Origin of the sequence: Bradyrhizobium sp. ORS 111 (genome assembly GCF_045571485.1) — a bacterium.
Lineage (GTDB): Bacteria > Pseudomonadota > Alphaproteobacteria > Rhizobiales > Xanthobacteraceae > Bradyrhizobium.
This window is the reverse complement of record NZ_CP120701.1, coordinates 2,759,756-2,775,123: the sequence shown is the minus strand read 5'-3', so window position 1 is coordinate 2,775,123 and position 15,368 is coordinate 2,759,756. Positions and strand designations below refer to the sequence as shown.

Sequence of the window (15,368 nt, the reverse complement as noted above, 5' to 3'; positions counted from 1 at the left end):
ACGTAATGTCCGCCCATCCAAGGATGTCGCTCGCGCTCGCCGCGGCATTGCTCGCGGTCACAGCCGGATCCGGCCGAGCCCAGGAGAAGATCACGCTGCGCCTCGCCGACAGCCTGCCGTCCGGCCATGTCATCCACGAGCTCGTCGGCAAGCCGTTTTCCGAGCTCGTCACCAAGCTCACCAACGGCCAGGTCACATTCCAGCACTTCCCCGCGGAGCAGCTCGGCAAGGCCAAGGACATGGCCCAGCTCACCGCGCTCGGCGTCGCCGACGTCTCCTACATCGTGCCGTCCTATTCGTCCGACAAATTTCCGCTGACCGCGGTCGCTGAGCTTCCCGGCATCTTCGACAACGAATGCCAGGGCTCGCTTGCCTTCTACAAGATCTCGCACAACGGCGGCATCCTGGAGACCAAGGAATTTGTCCCCAACCAGCTCCGCCCGCTGGTGACGCTCGCGCTGCCGGCCTACCAGGTCCAGCTTGCGACCGGCCGCGATGTGAAGACCGCAAAGGACCTCGAAGGTCTGAAGATCCGCACCACCGGCGGCGCGATGGATCTGATGATGCGCTCGATCGGCGGCGTGCCGGTGCGGATGGCGGCGCCCGAGATCTATGAATCGCTGACGCGCGGTACGCTCGACGGACTGATTTTTTCCTACCAGAGCTCCGCGTCCTACGATTTCGGCAAGATCCTCAAGTCGGGCACCGAGGGACTGAACTTCGGCACCGCGATCTTCACCTATTCGATGGGCGAGACGAAGTTCAAGTCGCTGCCGGAGAACGTGCGCAAGGCGTTGGTCGAGGCCGGCGAGCAGACCACGCGCGAAGCCTGCAAGCGGTTCGAGGATGGCGAGAAGGCCGCGGCCGACAAGATCAAGTCGCAAGGCATGAAGGTCATCAACTTCAGCGCCGACGACAAGAAGGTGTTCGATACCGCCTTCAAGTCGGTCGCGCAGGATTGGGTAAAGGACGTCGACAAGCGCGGCAAGCCGGGCACCGATGTCTTCAAGGCCTTCACCGAAGCCCTGGCCGCAACCCATTGAGCGGGACGCCGACCAAAGAGATGCAATCGGCACCGGCGGGCCCGCTCGCCGGCGTCAGGATCATCGACCTCACCAGCGTGATGATGGGTCCCTACGCGACCATGATCCTCGGCGACTACGGTGCCGACGTGATCAAGGTCGAGAGCCCCGATGGCGACGTCATGCGCCATGCAGCCCCGATGCGCCATCCGCGGATGGGCGCGATGTACCTGCAGGGCAACCGCAACAAGCGCTCGATCGTGCTCGACCTCAAGACCGCCGGCGGTCGTGCAACCCTGCTGCGTCTTGCCGCGGCGGCCGACGTGTTTGTGCACAATGTCCGCCCCGCGGCGATGGCACGGCTGAAGCTCGCGGCCGACGATCTGCTCGCGGTCAATCCGCGGCTTGTTTATGCCAGTTTGCATGGCTTCGGCGAGACCGGCCCCTATGCTGGACGGCCTGCCTATGACGACCTGATCCAGGGCTTGACGGCCCTGCCCGCACTCACCGGCAGGATCACCGGCGAGCCGCGCTACTCGCCGGCGACCATGGCCGATCGCATCGTCGGCCTGAACGCCGTGCACGCGATCCTCGCGGCGCTGTTTCACCGTGAGCGGACCGGCGAAGGCCAGGCCATCGAAATCCCGATGTTCGAGAGCATGGCGCAATTCGTGCTCGGGGATCACATGGCCGGCCGCAGCTTCGAGCCGCCGGTCGGGCCTCCGGGCTATTCCCGGCTGCTGTCCCCCGACCGCCGCCCCTATCAGACCAGCGACGGCTATATCTGCGCGCTGGTCTATTCCGACAAGCGGTGGAACGCGTTCTTCGCCAAGATCGGGCTTGCCGATGAGGCCGATCGCGATCCCAGGCTCAACAGCATCTTGGCGCGAACCCGCAACTACGACTTTGTCTACGACTGGTTCTCGCAGATGATGAAGACCCGCACGACGGCCGAATGGCTGCGCTTCTTCGAAGAGGCGGATATTCCGCATGCGCCGCTGCACGACCTCGACAGCCTGATCGACGATCCGCATCTGGCGGCAGTCGGGCTGATCCAGACCATCGAGCACCCGACGGAGGGGACCCTGCGGGTCGCCGGCCCCGCCGCGAGCTGGAGCAAGACGCCGCCGTCGATCCGGAGCCATCCGCCGGGGCTCGGCGAGCACGGCCGGGAAATCCTGCGCGAGGCAGGGCTCGCGGAGCCGGAGATCGCCGCTCTCATCGAGAGCGGCGCGTTGATCGAGCCAACTTCCTGACTATTGTCCGCGCGACGCCAGGATTTTCTCGGCGGCACGAAGATGCGGCTTGTCTAGCATCTTGCCGTCCATCTTGACGACACCGGACGGATTGCCGGCAAACGCGGCGATCACCCGTTTCGACCATTCGACCTCCTCGTCCGTCGGCATGAAGGCCGCGTTGACGATGTCGACATGCTTGGGATGGATCACCGCCTTGGCCAGGAAGCCGTCCTGCCGCGCGGCGATCGCCTCGGCCTTCAGCGCGTCGAGATCGTTGATGTCGGTCGCGATCGTGTCGATGGCGACCACCCCGGCTGCCGCTGCCCCGATCAGGCAGAGGTCGCGCGCCAGGATGAAGGGCGAGTGATAGCGGCCGTCGGTGCGGTTGCGCGACGCGCCGAGTGAAGCCGCGAGGTCTTCCGCACCCCACATCATGCCCCATAGCCGCGGGCTCATGTTCTCGAAGTCGAGGATCTTGAGCACGGCCCGCGCCGTCTCGGTCGCGACCGTCACGATCCGCGTCGTTCCTTGCTCGATGCCCGAGGCCGCCTCGAACGCATCGAGATAGAGCGCGAGCTTGTTGACGTCGGCGGCGCCGGCGCATTTCGGCAACACGATGCCGTCAGGCCTGCCCGGCATCACGGCAGCGAGATCGCCGAGCGTCATGTCGGTGTCGAGCGCGTTGACGCGGATGTAGAGCTTCTGGCCCGGATTGCGCTCGTCCAGCATCTTTCGGGTGATGCCGCGCGCCGCGACCTTCTGGTCAGGTGCGATGGAATCCTCGAGGTCGAGAATCAGCGCGTCGGCCGCTGTCTTCTTGGCGCTCTCATATTTCCGGGTGCTGTCGCCGGGAACGAACAGGAACGATCGCATCGCTCAGGCCTTCGGTTTGCAATGCATCAGCCCGGTGCGGCGGCAGCTTGCCACCACCTCGCCACGCTGATTGGTCATGGTGTGCTCGAATTCGACGATGCCCTGGGTCGGCCGCGACTTGCTGGCGCGCTTGCCGATGATCTTGGTGTGCGACTTCAGCGTGTCGCCGTGGAAGACGGGCTTGGGAAATTTGACGTCGGTCATGCCGAGATTGCCGACCGTGGTTCCCAGCGTCGTGTCGTAGACGCTCATGCCGATCATGATGCCGAGCGTGTAGAGGCTGTTGAACAGCCGCTGCCCAAATTCGGTCTTCTCGGCGAAATGTGCATCGAGGTGCAACGGCTGCGGGTTCATGGTCAGCAAGCTGAACATGGTGTTGTCCATCTCGGTCACGGTCCGGCTGAACTCGTGATGGAACTCCTGCCCGACCTCGAACTCTTCAAAATACAATCCGGCCATTTAGCGTCCCTTGTAGTTGGGCGTCCGTTTTTCGACGAACGCATTCAGTCCTTCCTGGCAATCCTCGGTCGACGCGACCACGACGAAGCTTTCCGCCGTGTTCTCGACCGAGCGGCGGAAATCAGCATCGACTGCGCGCATGAAGGTGTCGCGCCCGATCTTCATCACGATCGGCGATTTGGTCGCGAGCTTGCGCGCAATCTCACGGGCGCGATCGAGCGCGGTACCTTTCGGCACGACTTCGCTGAGCAGGCCCATGCGATAGGCAGTGGCCGCATCAAAGGGCTCGCCAAGGAACAAGGGCGCGAAGGCCTGGTGCTTCCCCACCAGGCGCGGCAACTGCACGAAGTGGATCGCGGGGATCAGGCCGACATCGATCTCGGGATAGCCGAAGGTCGAGGCATCGCCGGCGATGATCATGTCGCAGGAGATCGCGATCGTCATGCCGCCGGCGCGCACAGCGCCGTCGACCGCCGCAATCGTCGGCTTGCCCATGCGGTACTGCGTATCGTTCAGCGCGAAATAGAGCCGCTCAAGAAACTTCTTGGTCTCGACCGGGGGCTTGCCTCTGACGATGTCGAGATCGAGGCCTGCGCAGAACACCTTGTGAGCGCTGCCGATGATGACGGCGCGAACCGCCTCATCGTCGCGCGCCTTGGCCAGCGCGGCCAGCAGCGCATCGATCAAGGGCAGGCTGAGTGCATTGACCGGCCCGCGGTCCAGCATGATTTCGGCGATGTGGTCCTTGACCGAGTAACTTACGAGATCTGTGCTCATGAATGATTGCCTTCGTTATCGCTTCGCCTGCCGTACCGCGCCGGACTCGACCAGCCCGTCAATCTCGGCCGGCGCAAAGCCGGCCTCGGCGAGGACAGCGCGGCTGTCCTGTCCGACATCCGGCGCCGGACACAGCAGGTCCTCGGACAGGCTCGCGATCCCTGGTGTCCGCGGCGAGTAGACCGGGCCGACGCCCGGCGTATCCTGGCAGACGGATGCCTTGGTCGCCTCGACATGGGCATTGCGCAGCCATTCGCCGGGATCGAGGATCCGCTCGGCGATGATATCGGCGGTATGCAGCCGCGTCAGCCAAGCGTCCGTCGGCTGGGCCAGGAACACCTCGCGCAACTGAGGGATCAGCGCGTCGGCGGAATCGGCCCGCCGGGCGAAATCGGCGAAACGCGGATCGGTCGCGAGATCCTCGCGGCCGATCGCACCGCACAGGCGCTTGTATTGCGGCTCGTTCACCAGCGTCACCATCATCCAGCCGTCCTGAGTCTGGTAGGTGCCGGCCGGCACATTGAGCGCGCGAGGTGCGCCGCCCTCGAGGATGAACTCCGCCACCTTGTGTCCAAGCAGCGCCGCCGTCGATTGGCAGAGATTGACGTCGATCCAGCGCCCGGTGCCGACGGTCGCGCGCGCGAACAGCGTCGTCGCGATGGCCTGGAAAGCATAGACGCCGGTGACGACGTCGGAGATCGTGGTGCCGACCCGATGCGGCACGCCATCGGTTCCGATGTTGACCGAGACCAGCCCGGAGAACGCCTGCGCGACCGAATCCGAACCGGGCCGCTTCGCGTAGGGCCCGCTCTGCCCGAAGCCGCTCACCGACAGATAGACCAGGCCGGCATTGTCCTTCGACAGGTTCTCATAGCCAAGCCCGAGCCGTTCGGCGACGCCGGGCCGGAATCCCTCGATCAGAACGTCGGCCTCGCGCGCCAGGCGCCGCGCGATCGCAATTCCGTCCTTGTGTTTCATGTCGAGGCACAGGCTGCGCTTGCCGCGGTTATAGACCGCCGACAGCGTGGTATGATTGCCGTACGTCGTCCCAAGATAGCGCGACCAGTCGCCCTCGGGCGGCTCGACCTTGATGACATCGGCGCCATACACCCCGAGCAGCATCGCGCAGTAGGGCGACGCAATGCCCTGCCCGAAATCGAGCACCTTCACCCCCCGATAGGGCGCCTCGTGCGTCGGCGTCAGCTTACGTTCGCCCGCCATCTGTCCTCCCTCGGCTTGCGCAGGGCCTTACAGCGCCAGATAGCGCTGCCGAATGTTGTCGTTGGCCCTGAGCTCTTCGATGGAGGATGTGTAGACGATCTGGCCCTTGTCGATAACCGTCGCGTGGCTCGCAAGGCCAAGGCAAAAATGCATGTTCTGCTCGGCGATCAATACCGTGGCACCAGTGCCGCGGAGCTGCCGCAACAGATCGCCGATTCGCTGCACGATGATCGGCGCCAGCCCCTCGCTAGGCTCGTCCAGCAACAAGAGCGCCGGATTGCCCATCAGCGTGCGGGCGATCGCCAGCATTTGCTGCTCGCCGCCGGACAGCCGGCCGGCGATCCGGTGGCGCAACGGCTCCAGCAGCGGAAACACATCATAGACCCGGCGGATCGACCATTCGTCCTCGCCGTTCGGCCCCTTCTTCGCGCCGATGACGAGGTTGTCCTCGACCGTGTGCTCCGGGAAGATCTGCCGGTCTTCCGGCACGAAGCCGAGCCCGGCGCGCGCGATGCGATGCGGCCTCATCCCGGACACCACGTTGCCGCGCAGGGTCACCGTGCCGCGGCGCGCAGGTGCCAAGCCCATGATGGCCTTCATCGTGGTCGACTTGCCGGCACCGTTGCGCCCCAGCAGCGCCATGGTCTCGCCTCGCCGCACCGACAGGCCGACGCCGAACAGAATCTGGCTGGTGCCGTAGTAGACGTCGAGGTCCTCGACTTGCACCACCGGCTGCGCACTCATGCGACAGCTCCTGCATGGTCTTCACTGCCGAGATAGGCTTCGATGACTGCATCGTTCCTGCGGATCGCGTCAGGCGTGCCGGTCGCCAGGATCCGGCCATAGCACAGCACGACGATTTCAGGCGCGATCTTGAACACGATATCCATGTCGTGTTCGATGAACACGACCGTGATCTTCTGCGTCTCCCAAAGCTCGCGCACCTTGTCGATCATGCGCCATCGCTCTTCGGTGCCCATCCCCGCGGTCGGCTCGTCCAGCAGCAGCACCTTCGGCTCGAGCACCAACGCGAGCGCGATATCGAGCAGCTTCTGGTCGCCGTGCGACAACGTGGCCGCGGTCCTGTTGCGCTTGTTGGCAAGGCCGAGCAGCTCCATGGCGTGCTCGGCGCGGTCCCGCGTTTCGGCCAGCGGAAAACGACGATGCATCACGCCGGCCCGGCGCTGGTCGGCGCAGACCGCTGATAGCATCGTCTCCTCCACTGTCAGCGACGGGAAGATGCTCGCAACCTGGAAGGCGCGGCCGACGCCGTGACGCACGATCTCGGGCGGCGTCTTGCCCGCCATATCGACACCGTTGAGCAGGATCTGGCCAGCGTCCGGCCGCAAGGCGCCGGTAATCAGGTTGAAGAACGTGCTTTTGCCGGCTCCGTTGGGACCGATCACGGCAGTGAGCGACCCGTCGGCAAAGTCTAGCGAGACGTTGTCTGTTGCCTTGACGCCGCCGAAGGATTTCGAGAGGGACCGGATCTCCAGCATGGCTAGCCGTTTGCTCCCTCGCGACGTTGTGCGAACCATTCCACGACGAAGTCCATCAGCCCCTTCCGCAGTCCGATGGCGAAGAAGAGGATCACGATGCCGAGTACGATGCCGTGATATTCGGTCAGGCGGGTCACGGTGTCGTTGAGGATCAGCAGCAGCACCGTCCCCACCATCGGTCCAAGGAACGTGGTCACGCCGCCGAGCATGTTGATGAAGATGCCCTCGCCCGAGATCGTCCAGTAGGCGAACTCGGGATAGGCGCCGGAGACGAACAGCGCCATGATCATGCCGCCGACCGATGCGAACAGCGCCGCAAGCACGAAGATCGTGAGCTTCGCCCGCCAGACATTGATGCCGATGAAGCTCGCCCGCGTCGGGTTGTCGCGGATCATGCGGAGCGTGTAGCCGAACGGCGACTGCGCGATCTGCCGCATCAGCAGCAGACCGATCACCAGCAGCGCGCAGCTCGCGATGTAAAGATGCAGTGGGTGCGACAGGTCGATGCCTAAAAATGGCGGCCGCGGAATGCCGCCGCGCAGACCCTGGTCGCCACCGGTCAGGGACTGCCACGACAGGATGGTGGAGTGGATCAGCATCTGGAACGCCAGCGTGACGAAGGCGAAGTAGATTTCCTTCAACCGCACACAGATGGCGCCGATCACCGCGGCCACAATGAAGGTGATCGCCAGGGTTGCGACAAAGGCCACCGGAATCGATACGCCCGTCTTCTGCATCATCAGGCCGAAGCCATAAGCGCCGAGGCCGAAGAACATGCCGTGACCGAACGAGATCATCCCCGTGTAGCCGACCAGAAGATTGAGCGAGGTCGCAAACAGTCCATAGGCCGCGCAGCGGATCACGAAGTCGAGCAGTTGCTTGCTGCCGAAGATCGTCGGCAGCAGCGTCAGCACGACGAAGGCCGCAAACACGATCAAGAGATCGCGAAAGCGCTGCGGCCTGGCATCGATACGGGGCGCCTTGAGCACCTGTGCGCCCTCGCCGGCCTGCAATTCGCTCATGCCGCCTCCTTGCCGAACAGGCCGGTCGGGCGCGACACCAGCACGATCACCATGAACAGATACATCAGCCCCTCGGTGAACAGCGGAAAGCCGAGCGATCCGAACGAGCGGATCAGGCCGATCAGGAGCGCGCCGATCAGCGCGCCGAGGATCGAGCCCATGCCGCCGATCACGGTGACGATGAACGACTCGATCAGCACCGAGAAACCCATGCCCGGCGTCAGCGAGCGCACTGGCGCCGCAAGCGCGCCGGCCAGCCCCGCCAGCATGCCGCCAAGCGCGAACACGCCGCCGTAGATCAGCCCGGTGTTGATGCCGAGCGCGGACACCATGCCCGGATTATGCGCGGCTGCGCGGATCACCTTGCCGATCCTGGTCCGTGCCAGCCCGAGCCCGAGGATCACGGCAGCGGCCAACGCCACGCCGATCAGCAGCAGATAATAGGGCGGCACCACGCCGCCTGCGATGAACAGTGGCGCGACCTGGAATGCCGCCGGCATCCCCATCGACTTGAATTCCGGCCCCCAGATCATGCGGACGACGTCATCGAAGATCAGCACGAAGGCGTAGCAAACCAGGAGCTGCATCAGGACGTCGGCGCCATAGACCCGGCTCATGAAGGCGCGCTCGAAGATCAGGCCAAGGATCGCCGCGCCCCCGGCGCCGCACAGCATCGCCAGCGCAAAGCTGCCGGTGAGCTGATAGGCGGTCATCGCGAAATAGGCGCCGAACATATAGAATGCGCCGTGGCTGAAATTGACCACCTTGAGCACGCCGAAGATCAGGGTCAGCCCGACGGCAACCAGAAACAGCAGCATACCGATGATCAGGCCACTGGTGGTTTGGGTCACCAGGCAGGCGGGACTGGCGAAACAACTGGCGAGCGCGTCGAGGTCCACGGAAAGTCATCCATTACGGCGGGCCGCAACGCCGGCGCGCGACAAGCATCAGATGGCCCGCGGAGACAGCAGATCGCTGCCCCCGCCTGGCATGCGGATCAGGTGTAACCCTTGCTCTTCTTCCATTCGGCTTCGAGTTCGAAGATCGTCTTCCAGTCGCCGGCTTTCACATCGGGCACGTAGGGCTCCTGCGGGATCGTGGTGCCCCACCCGATCGCGTAGCCGACCAGCGTGTGGTCGTCCGCGCGCATGGTGACGGTGCCGTCGGCGCCGAACGGGCACTTGATGGTCAATCCGGTCAGCGCTTCCGCGACCTTCTTGCCGTCGGTCGAACCCGCCTTCTTGACGGCCTCGTTGAGGAACATGACCGCCGTGGCGTTCTGCCAGGACCAGTTGGTCGGATACTCCTTGTACTTCGCCTTGTAGGCATCGCCCCAGGCTGCATTCTCCGGCGTCGCAGGGAACGTCTTGATGTAGCGGTCGCCGGAGTGAATGCCCTTGGGCAGGTTCTTCACCACGGTGAGCGCGGTGTAGTCGGCCATATTGACCGCGAACACCTCCATCTGGGTGAACATGGCGTAGATGTTGGCCTGGTCGATGTAGGAGGTGAGATCGCCGCCCCATAGGCAGGAATAGAGCGCCTGCGGCTTGGCTTGCAGGATCTTCGTGATCACATCGGTGTAGTCGGGCTGGAACAGCTTCGGCCAGGATTCGCTGATGATCTCGACGTCGGGAGCGAACTTCTTCAGATAGAGCACGAACTCGCCGGTGGTGTCGCGGCCATAGGCATAATCGGGCGAGCAGGTTGCCCACTTCTTCAGGCCCTTGGCCTTTGCGATGCCAGCCGCATAGCTGGCGCCGACGATCGAGTCGTGAATGCCTTGGCGGACACAACGGAATGCATTCGGGATGTGCTGCTTGGGATCGGCCGTCAGCGACGAGGCTTCCGAGCAGGTGTGGATGCAGAGCACGCCGAGATCGCGCGCCACCTCGTGAACCGCGAACGATCCCGATGACGCCTCGCCGTCGAGCAACATCTCGCAGCCGTCGGTGTTGACGAGCTCGCGGGCGATGCGCGCCGCTTCCTGCGGTTGTCCCTTGGAATCGCGGATCACCATCTCGATCGGCCGGCCAGCAAGACCGCCCGCTGCATTGACCTTCTCGACCTCGAGCAGCACGGCGTTGCGGGAGGAGGTCCCAAGCTGCGCAACCCGGCCCGACAGGATGGTCGGCATGCCGATCTTGATCGTCTTGGCCTGTGCGCGCGCCACCCATGGCGCAGCCAAGGTCGCCGCACCGGCACCCATCAGCGCGAGAGTCGCGCGCCGGCTGACGCCCGGCTTACGGGTTCTCTTCATTTTCCCCTCCCTGTCGGGTGTGCGTTCCCAAATCCCTGCCGGAGATCGTTTCGCCTCCGTGTCTACGATGTTTTCAGAGCAAGGGGGGTGACGTCAAGCCAAAGATGAATTACGAGTCATAATTCATCTAGGGAAGAAACCGGCCGGAAATCGGCCTTGTCGAGCGGCGAATGATCAATCTTTCCAGCTTCATCGCCTTTCATGCCAAGCGGACGCCGGATCGCTGTGCGCTGAAATATCGCGGCGAAGACATCGCCTATGCGAGCTTCGACCAGCGGATCAGGCAGGCCGGCGGCTGGCTCGCCGCACGCGGCATCGGTCCCGGCGACGTCGTCGCCGTCCTGATGAAGAACAGCGCCGCCTTTCTCGAACTGGTGTTTGCGGTGAGCCACATCGGCGCGGTGTTCCTGCCGATCAACTATCGCCTGTCGGCCGACGAGGTCGGCTACATCGTCGGCAATTCCGGCGCACGTCTCTTGATCGCAGACGAGGAGCTTGCGGAGGCCGCAGCGGGCGGCGCGCCCGTGGTGCTGCTCGATGAAGTCACGCAATCCAGCATCAGCAGCCTTGCGCCCGACATCGCAGCGGCGCCGATGCATGCGTGCCAGCCGCGCGACCTGATGCGGCTGATGTACACCTCGGGCACGACCGATCGTCCCAAGGGGGTGATGCTCACTTACGAGAACATCTACTGGAAATCGGCCGACCAGACGCTGGTGCTCGGGCTCAACGCGGATACGCGACTGCTCGTCGTCGGCCCGCTCTATCACGTCGGCGCGCTCGACCTGCCCGGCATCGCCGTGCTCTGGCACGGCGGCATGCTGTGCATTCACCGCACCTTCGAACCGGAGCCCGCGCTCGCCGCGATCGAGCGAGAGAAGCTGAATGCCGCCTGGCTCGCGCCCGTCATGACCACGGCCCTGCTCACCTGCCCGAACCGTGAGCGCTATGATGTATCCAGCCTGAGATGGGCGATCGGCGGCGGCGAGAAGACGCCGGAAGTGCGGATCCGCGCCTTCTCCGAATATTTCAGGAATGCGCGCTATATCGACGCTTACGGCCTCACCGAGAGCTGCGGCGGCGACACGTTCATGGAGCCCGGCCGCGAGATCGAGAAGATCGGCTCGACCGGCCGCGCCACCGCCCACGTCGAGATCGAGATCCGCGACGACGCCGGCAAGCGATTGCCCGCAGGTCAGAACGGCGAGATCTGCCTGCGCGGTCCGAAGGTCACCCAAGGCTACTGGAAGGATCCGGAGAAGACGGCATCGGCGTTCTTCGGCGATTGGTTCAAAACCGGTGATATCGGCTATCTCGACCAAGACGGCTTCCTCTTTCTCACCGACCGCAAGAAGGACTTGATCATCTCGGGCGGTGAGAACGTCGCATCCTCCGAGGTCGAGCGCGTCATCTACGAAATGCCAGAGGTCGCCGTGATCGGCCTCCCCGACAAGCGCTGGGGCAAAAAGCCGGTCGCCGTCGTGGTGCTCGCCGATGACGCGAGACTCGATCTGCCCGCCCTTACCGACCACTGCCGCGCCCGGCTCGCCGGCTTCAAGGTGCCGAAACAGTTGATCATTCGCGACAGCCTGCCGCGCAATCCATCCGGCAAGGTGCTCAAGCGCGTTCTTCGTGCCGAACTCGAGGCGATCGCATGACGCAAGCTACATCCGCCAAGGTGACCAAGCTCAACCGGGTCGAGCGCAACGCCTGGACCAAGCAGAAGATCTTCGACGCCGCGACCAAGATCGTCGGCAAATACGGCTATGCCGAAGCCTCCGTCGCCCGCATCACGGAAGCGGCGGGTGTTGCGCAGGGCACCTTCTATAATCACTTCGAGAACCGCCAGGAGCTGCTCGACCAGTTGCTGCCGAAGATCGGCCTCGACATGGTGCGCTTCATCCGCGCCCGGACCGGGACAGCCGACGCCGCGCGTCAGGAGATCGAGCGCTTCAGCGCGTTCTTCGACTTCATCCGCGAGGTGCCGGAGTTCCTGCGCATCCTCAACGAGGCCGAGTTCTTTGCGCCCATCGGCTACCAGAAGCACTTCGATAACATTTCGAGCGCCTATGTGCGGATTCTCCAGCGTGCACGGGCCGCGGGAGCAACCAACACGTTCAGCGACGAGGAATTCGAGGCCATCGTTCAGGTGTTGATGGGTGCGCGCGGCTATCTCAGCCGTCGTTACTCCTATTCCGAACAGGGCGTCACCGCGGTGCCCGACTACGTCATCTCGGCGTACCGGAAGCTGGTGACGCGCGGCCTGTTCGCTTCCAGCGTCAAGGACAAAAAGCATGAGCGCTGACGGCACAATCCTCGTCACCGGCGGCAGCCGCGGCATCGGTGCCGCCACCGCGACGTTGCTTGCAGATCAAGGACACCACGTCGTCGTCGTCGATATTGCACCCGAGCCGCTGGCCGGAACCGCGGCCATCCTTTGGCCGGCGCCATTCGACGTCGCGAGTGAAAGCGCCGTGGTGGCCGGCGTCGCCGATATCGAGAAGACGCATGGTCCGATCACCGGCCTTGTCAACGCGGCCGGCGTGTTCGGCAAGATGCATTCGATCGAGCGGGTGCGGATGGAGCAATGGGACCGCGAGGTGAATATCGACCTGCGCGGCACGTTCCTGGTCGCGCGCAGCGTCGGCGTCGGGATGGCGAAGCGGCGACACGGCGCGATCGTCAATGTCGCCTCGGTGGCCGGCATGACGTCGGGTCCGATCCACGCCTATACCGCGGCCAAGGCCGGCGTCATTCAGATCACGCAGACGCTCGCCGCCGAATGGGGCCGCGTCGGCGTCCGCGTCAACGCGGTGTCGCCCGGCTTCACCCGCACGGCGGCGCTCGAGGCCGGCATCGCATCGGGCGCCCTGAACAAAGACCTGCTCGCGCGTCCGACTGCGATGGACCGGCTGGTCGAGCCGATGGAGGTCGCACAGGCAATCGCCTGGCTGCTGTCGCCGCTGAGCAGCGGCGTCACCGGCATCAACCTGCCGGTCGACGCCGGCTACATCGCGGGCACCACATGGGCGGCCTATGGCGGCCTGCCGGAAGCGCCGACCAGCTAGGGACAGCAACGCATGAACGTCGAGCTTCCGTACAAGACCCTCAATCTGTCCTCCGCCGTCGCGGAAGGCGACATCCGCGTGCTGCTGATGGTGCTGGTGCACATGACCGGCGACGAGAAATGGCTGGAGCCTCCCTACAAGCCGAAGCGCGACGTCCGCCTGATCCCCGATCCCGATGCCGGCGTGCCGAGGGAGATCCAGGACGAGGTCCGGGCGGCAGTCTTGAATCTGTTCACGAACGGGACGCCCAAGCCCGTCATCACCGATCCCGGCGATGAACTGATGCTGAAGATGATGCGGGCAACGCTCGGCGAAAATGTCGCGCCGGAATATGCGCCGCTGATGCGCGAAGAAATGGGCTTCATTCCCCGCGACGCACGCTGGCGCGAGCGCCCCACCGGCGAGACGTTGGCGCGGCAGCATGCGCTGATCGTCGGCGCCGGCGTCTGCGCGATCGCGCTCGGTGTTGCACTCGGACGGCTCGGCATCCCCTACACGATCGTCGAGAAGGAAGACGAGATCGGCGGCACCTGGTACGTCAACCGCTATCCCGGCTGTGGCGTCGATACGCCGAACCATTCCTATTCCTTTTCGTTCGGCGCGCGCAATCCGTGGACGCGGTATTTTGCGCAGCGCCAGGAGCTGCTGGACTATCTGCTCAAGGTCGTGCGCGAATACGACATCCGCCGGAACGTCCGCCTCAACACCGAACTGGTGGCTTCGCGCTGGGATGAGGGTAAGCGGCGCTGGATCTCGACCCTGAAGACCCAGAGTGGCGAAGAGACTTTCGAGTCGACCGCGCTGGTCAGCGCGATCGGCCAGCTCAACGATCCCTCGCCGGCGCGGTTCAACGGGGATGAGGACTTTAGGGGCCTTAAGGTCCATTCGTCGTTGTGGTCCGACGACATCGAGCTCGACGGCAAGCATGTCGCTGTGATCGGCACCGGCGCGACGGCGATGCAGCTCGTGCCATCGATTGCCGATCGTGTCGCCTCGGTCACCGTCTATCAGCGCACCGCGCAATGGGCCCGCCCGGTGAAGGGCTATTCCGATCCGATCACCGACGGCGCGCAGTGGCTGCTCGCGCATCTGCCGTTCTATGTGCAGTGGTACCGCTTCAACATGTTCTGGCGCTATGGCGACGGCCTGCTGCCGTTCCTGCGCAAGGATCCGGCCTGGCTGTATCCGGACCGCGCCGTCAACAAGGGCAATGATCGGCATCGCCAGGAACTGACCGAATTTATTCTGTCGGAGTTGAAGGATCGTCCCGACCTGATCGAGAAATGCGTGCCGACCTATCCGCCCTACGGCAAGCGCATCCTGCTCGACAACAACTGGTTCAAGACGCTGACCAAGCCGAATGTCGAGCTCGTTACCGACATGATCGACCGCTTCGTACCTGAAGGCATCGTCACGGCCGATGGCAAGCTGCGGCGGCACGATGTCATCGTGATCTCGACCGGCTTCAAGGTCTCCGAGATGGCGGCGCGCCTGAACATCACCGGACGCGGCGGCAAGAACCTCAAGCAGGTCTGGCGCGACGACAATCCGACTGCCTATCTCGGCCTCACGGTGCCTAGTTTCCCCAATCTCTTCCTGATGCTCGGCCCCAATTCGGGACCGGCGCATGGCGGCAGCGTGATCTTCCAGTCCGAATGCCAGAGCCGCTATATCTCCGCCTGTCTGGTCGAGATGATCGAGAACGACATCGCAGCGATCGACGTGCATCCTGACGCACACGATCAATATGTGCGCAAGGTCGATGCCGAACATGAGCAGTTGATCTGGACACATCCGGGCATGACGACCTACTACCGCAACAGCCAGGGACGGGTGTTCTCGGCGATGCCGTGGCGTTTTGTCGACTACTGGAAAATGACCCACGATCCGGATTTTACCCGGTACCGTCAGACCAAAGCCTGACAGGACGTC

Annotated in this window: 15 protein-coding genes; 6 read left to right on the top strand and 9 right to left on the bottom strand. The window is 64.1% G+C overall.

What is annotated here, in order from left to right:
- Positions 1-5 precede the first annotated feature (5 nt).
- A complete protein-coding gene (gene dctP / locus P6U30_RS12625) occupies positions 6-1,043 on the top strand; it encodes a TRAP transporter substrate-binding protein DctP (RefSeq protein WP_407169338.1) in 1,038 nt (345 codons plus the stop codon).
- Positions 1,044-1,063: 20 nt separating this feature from the next.
- On the top strand, positions 1,064-2,278 hold the full coding sequence (locus P6U30_RS12620) for a CaiB/BaiF CoA transferase family protein (protein WP_407169337.1): 1,215 nt from the start codon (positions 1,064-1,066) through the stop codon (positions 2,276-2,278).
- Here the strand turns inward: P6U30_RS12620 and P6U30_RS12615 are convergent, their stop codons facing one another.
- The 9 genes from P6U30_RS12615 to P6U30_RS12575 all read right to left on the bottom strand — a co-directional run bounded on the left by P6U30_RS12615 (position 2,279) and on the right by P6U30_RS12575 (position 10,368).
- Positions 2,279-3,133, bottom strand: a complete 855-nt coding sequence (locus tag P6U30_RS12615; protein ID WP_407169336.1) for an HpcH/HpaI aldolase/citrate lyase family protein — start codon at positions 3,131-3,133, stop codon at positions 2,279-2,281.
- 3 nt (positions 3,134-3,136) lie between these two features.
- Positions 3,137-3,592 carry a MaoC family dehydratase gene (locus P6U30_RS12610; RefSeq protein ID WP_407169335.1) on the bottom strand — a complete coding sequence of 152 codons (456 nt, stop codon included), beginning with the start codon at positions 3,590-3,592 and terminating at the stop codon, positions 3,137-3,139.
- Positions 3,593-4,369, bottom strand: a complete 777-nt coding sequence (locus P6U30_RS12605; RefSeq protein WP_407169334.1) for an enoyl-CoA hydratase/isomerase family protein — start codon at positions 4,367-4,369, stop codon at positions 3,593-3,595.
- 15 nt (positions 4,370-4,384) lie between these two features.
- Positions 4,385-5,590, bottom strand: a complete 1,206-nt coding sequence (locus P6U30_RS12600; protein ID WP_407169333.1) for a CaiB/BaiF CoA transferase family protein — start codon at positions 5,588-5,590, stop codon at positions 4,385-4,387.
- A gap of 27 nt (positions 5,591-5,617) precedes the next feature.
- Complete coding sequence (locus tag P6U30_RS12595) at positions 5,618-6,334, bottom strand: ABC transporter ATP-binding protein (protein WP_407169332.1); 717 nt, start codon at positions 6,332-6,334, stop codon at positions 5,618-5,620.
- Positions 6,331-7,089, bottom strand: coding sequence for an ABC transporter ATP-binding protein (locus P6U30_RS12590; RefSeq protein WP_407169331.1), 759 nt, complete (start codon positions 7,087-7,089; stop codon positions 6,331-6,333). The genes P6U30_RS12595 and P6U30_RS12590 overlap by 4 nt, the downstream gene beginning before the upstream one ends.
- A 2-nt stretch (positions 7,090-7,091) precedes the next feature.
- Positions 7,092-8,111, bottom strand: coding sequence for a branched-chain amino acid ABC transporter permease (locus P6U30_RS12585; protein WP_407169330.1), 1,020 nt, complete (start codon positions 8,109-8,111; stop codon positions 7,092-7,094).
- A complete protein-coding gene (locus P6U30_RS12580; RefSeq protein WP_407169329.1) occupies positions 8,108-9,010 on the bottom strand; it encodes a branched-chain amino acid ABC transporter permease in 903 nt (300 codons plus the stop codon). Before P6U30_RS12580 ends, P6U30_RS12585 begins: the two co-directional genes overlap by 4 nt.
- Positions 9,011-9,108: 98 nt before the next feature.
- Positions 9,109-10,368, bottom strand: a complete 1,260-nt coding sequence (locus P6U30_RS12575; RefSeq protein WP_407169328.1) for an ABC transporter substrate-binding protein — start codon at positions 10,366-10,368, stop codon at positions 9,109-9,111.
- Positions 10,369-10,538: 170 nt separating this feature from the next.
- Here P6U30_RS12575 and P6U30_RS12570 point away from each other — a divergent pair, with 170 nt between their 5' ends.
- From P6U30_RS12570 to P6U30_RS12555, 4 genes are read left to right on the top strand one after another with little or no spacing between them, the layout of a single operon-like run.
- Positions 10,539-12,026, top strand: a complete 1,488-nt coding sequence (locus tag P6U30_RS12570; RefSeq protein WP_407169327.1) for an AMP-binding protein — start codon at positions 10,539-10,541, stop codon at positions 12,024-12,026.
- Positions 12,023-12,673: a TetR/AcrR family transcriptional regulator gene (locus tag P6U30_RS12565; protein WP_407169326.1), complete on the top strand. Its 651-nt coding sequence runs from the start codon at positions 12,023-12,025 to the stop codon at positions 12,671-12,673. The genes P6U30_RS12570 and P6U30_RS12565 overlap by 4 nt, the downstream gene beginning before the upstream one ends.
- Positions 12,663-13,436 (top strand): SDR family NAD(P)-dependent oxidoreductase, encoded by a 774-nt coding sequence (locus tag P6U30_RS12560; protein ID WP_407169325.1) that lies wholly within the window; start codon positions 12,663-12,665, stop codon positions 13,434-13,436. The genes P6U30_RS12565 and P6U30_RS12560 overlap by 11 nt, the downstream gene beginning before the upstream one ends.
- Before the next feature lie 12 nt (positions 13,437-13,448).
- Positions 13,449-15,359 (top strand): NAD(P)-binding domain-containing protein, encoded by a 1,911-nt coding sequence (locus tag P6U30_RS12555; RefSeq protein WP_407169324.1) that lies wholly within the window; start codon positions 13,449-13,451, stop codon positions 15,357-15,359.
- Positions 15,360-15,368 lie beyond the last annotated feature (9 nt).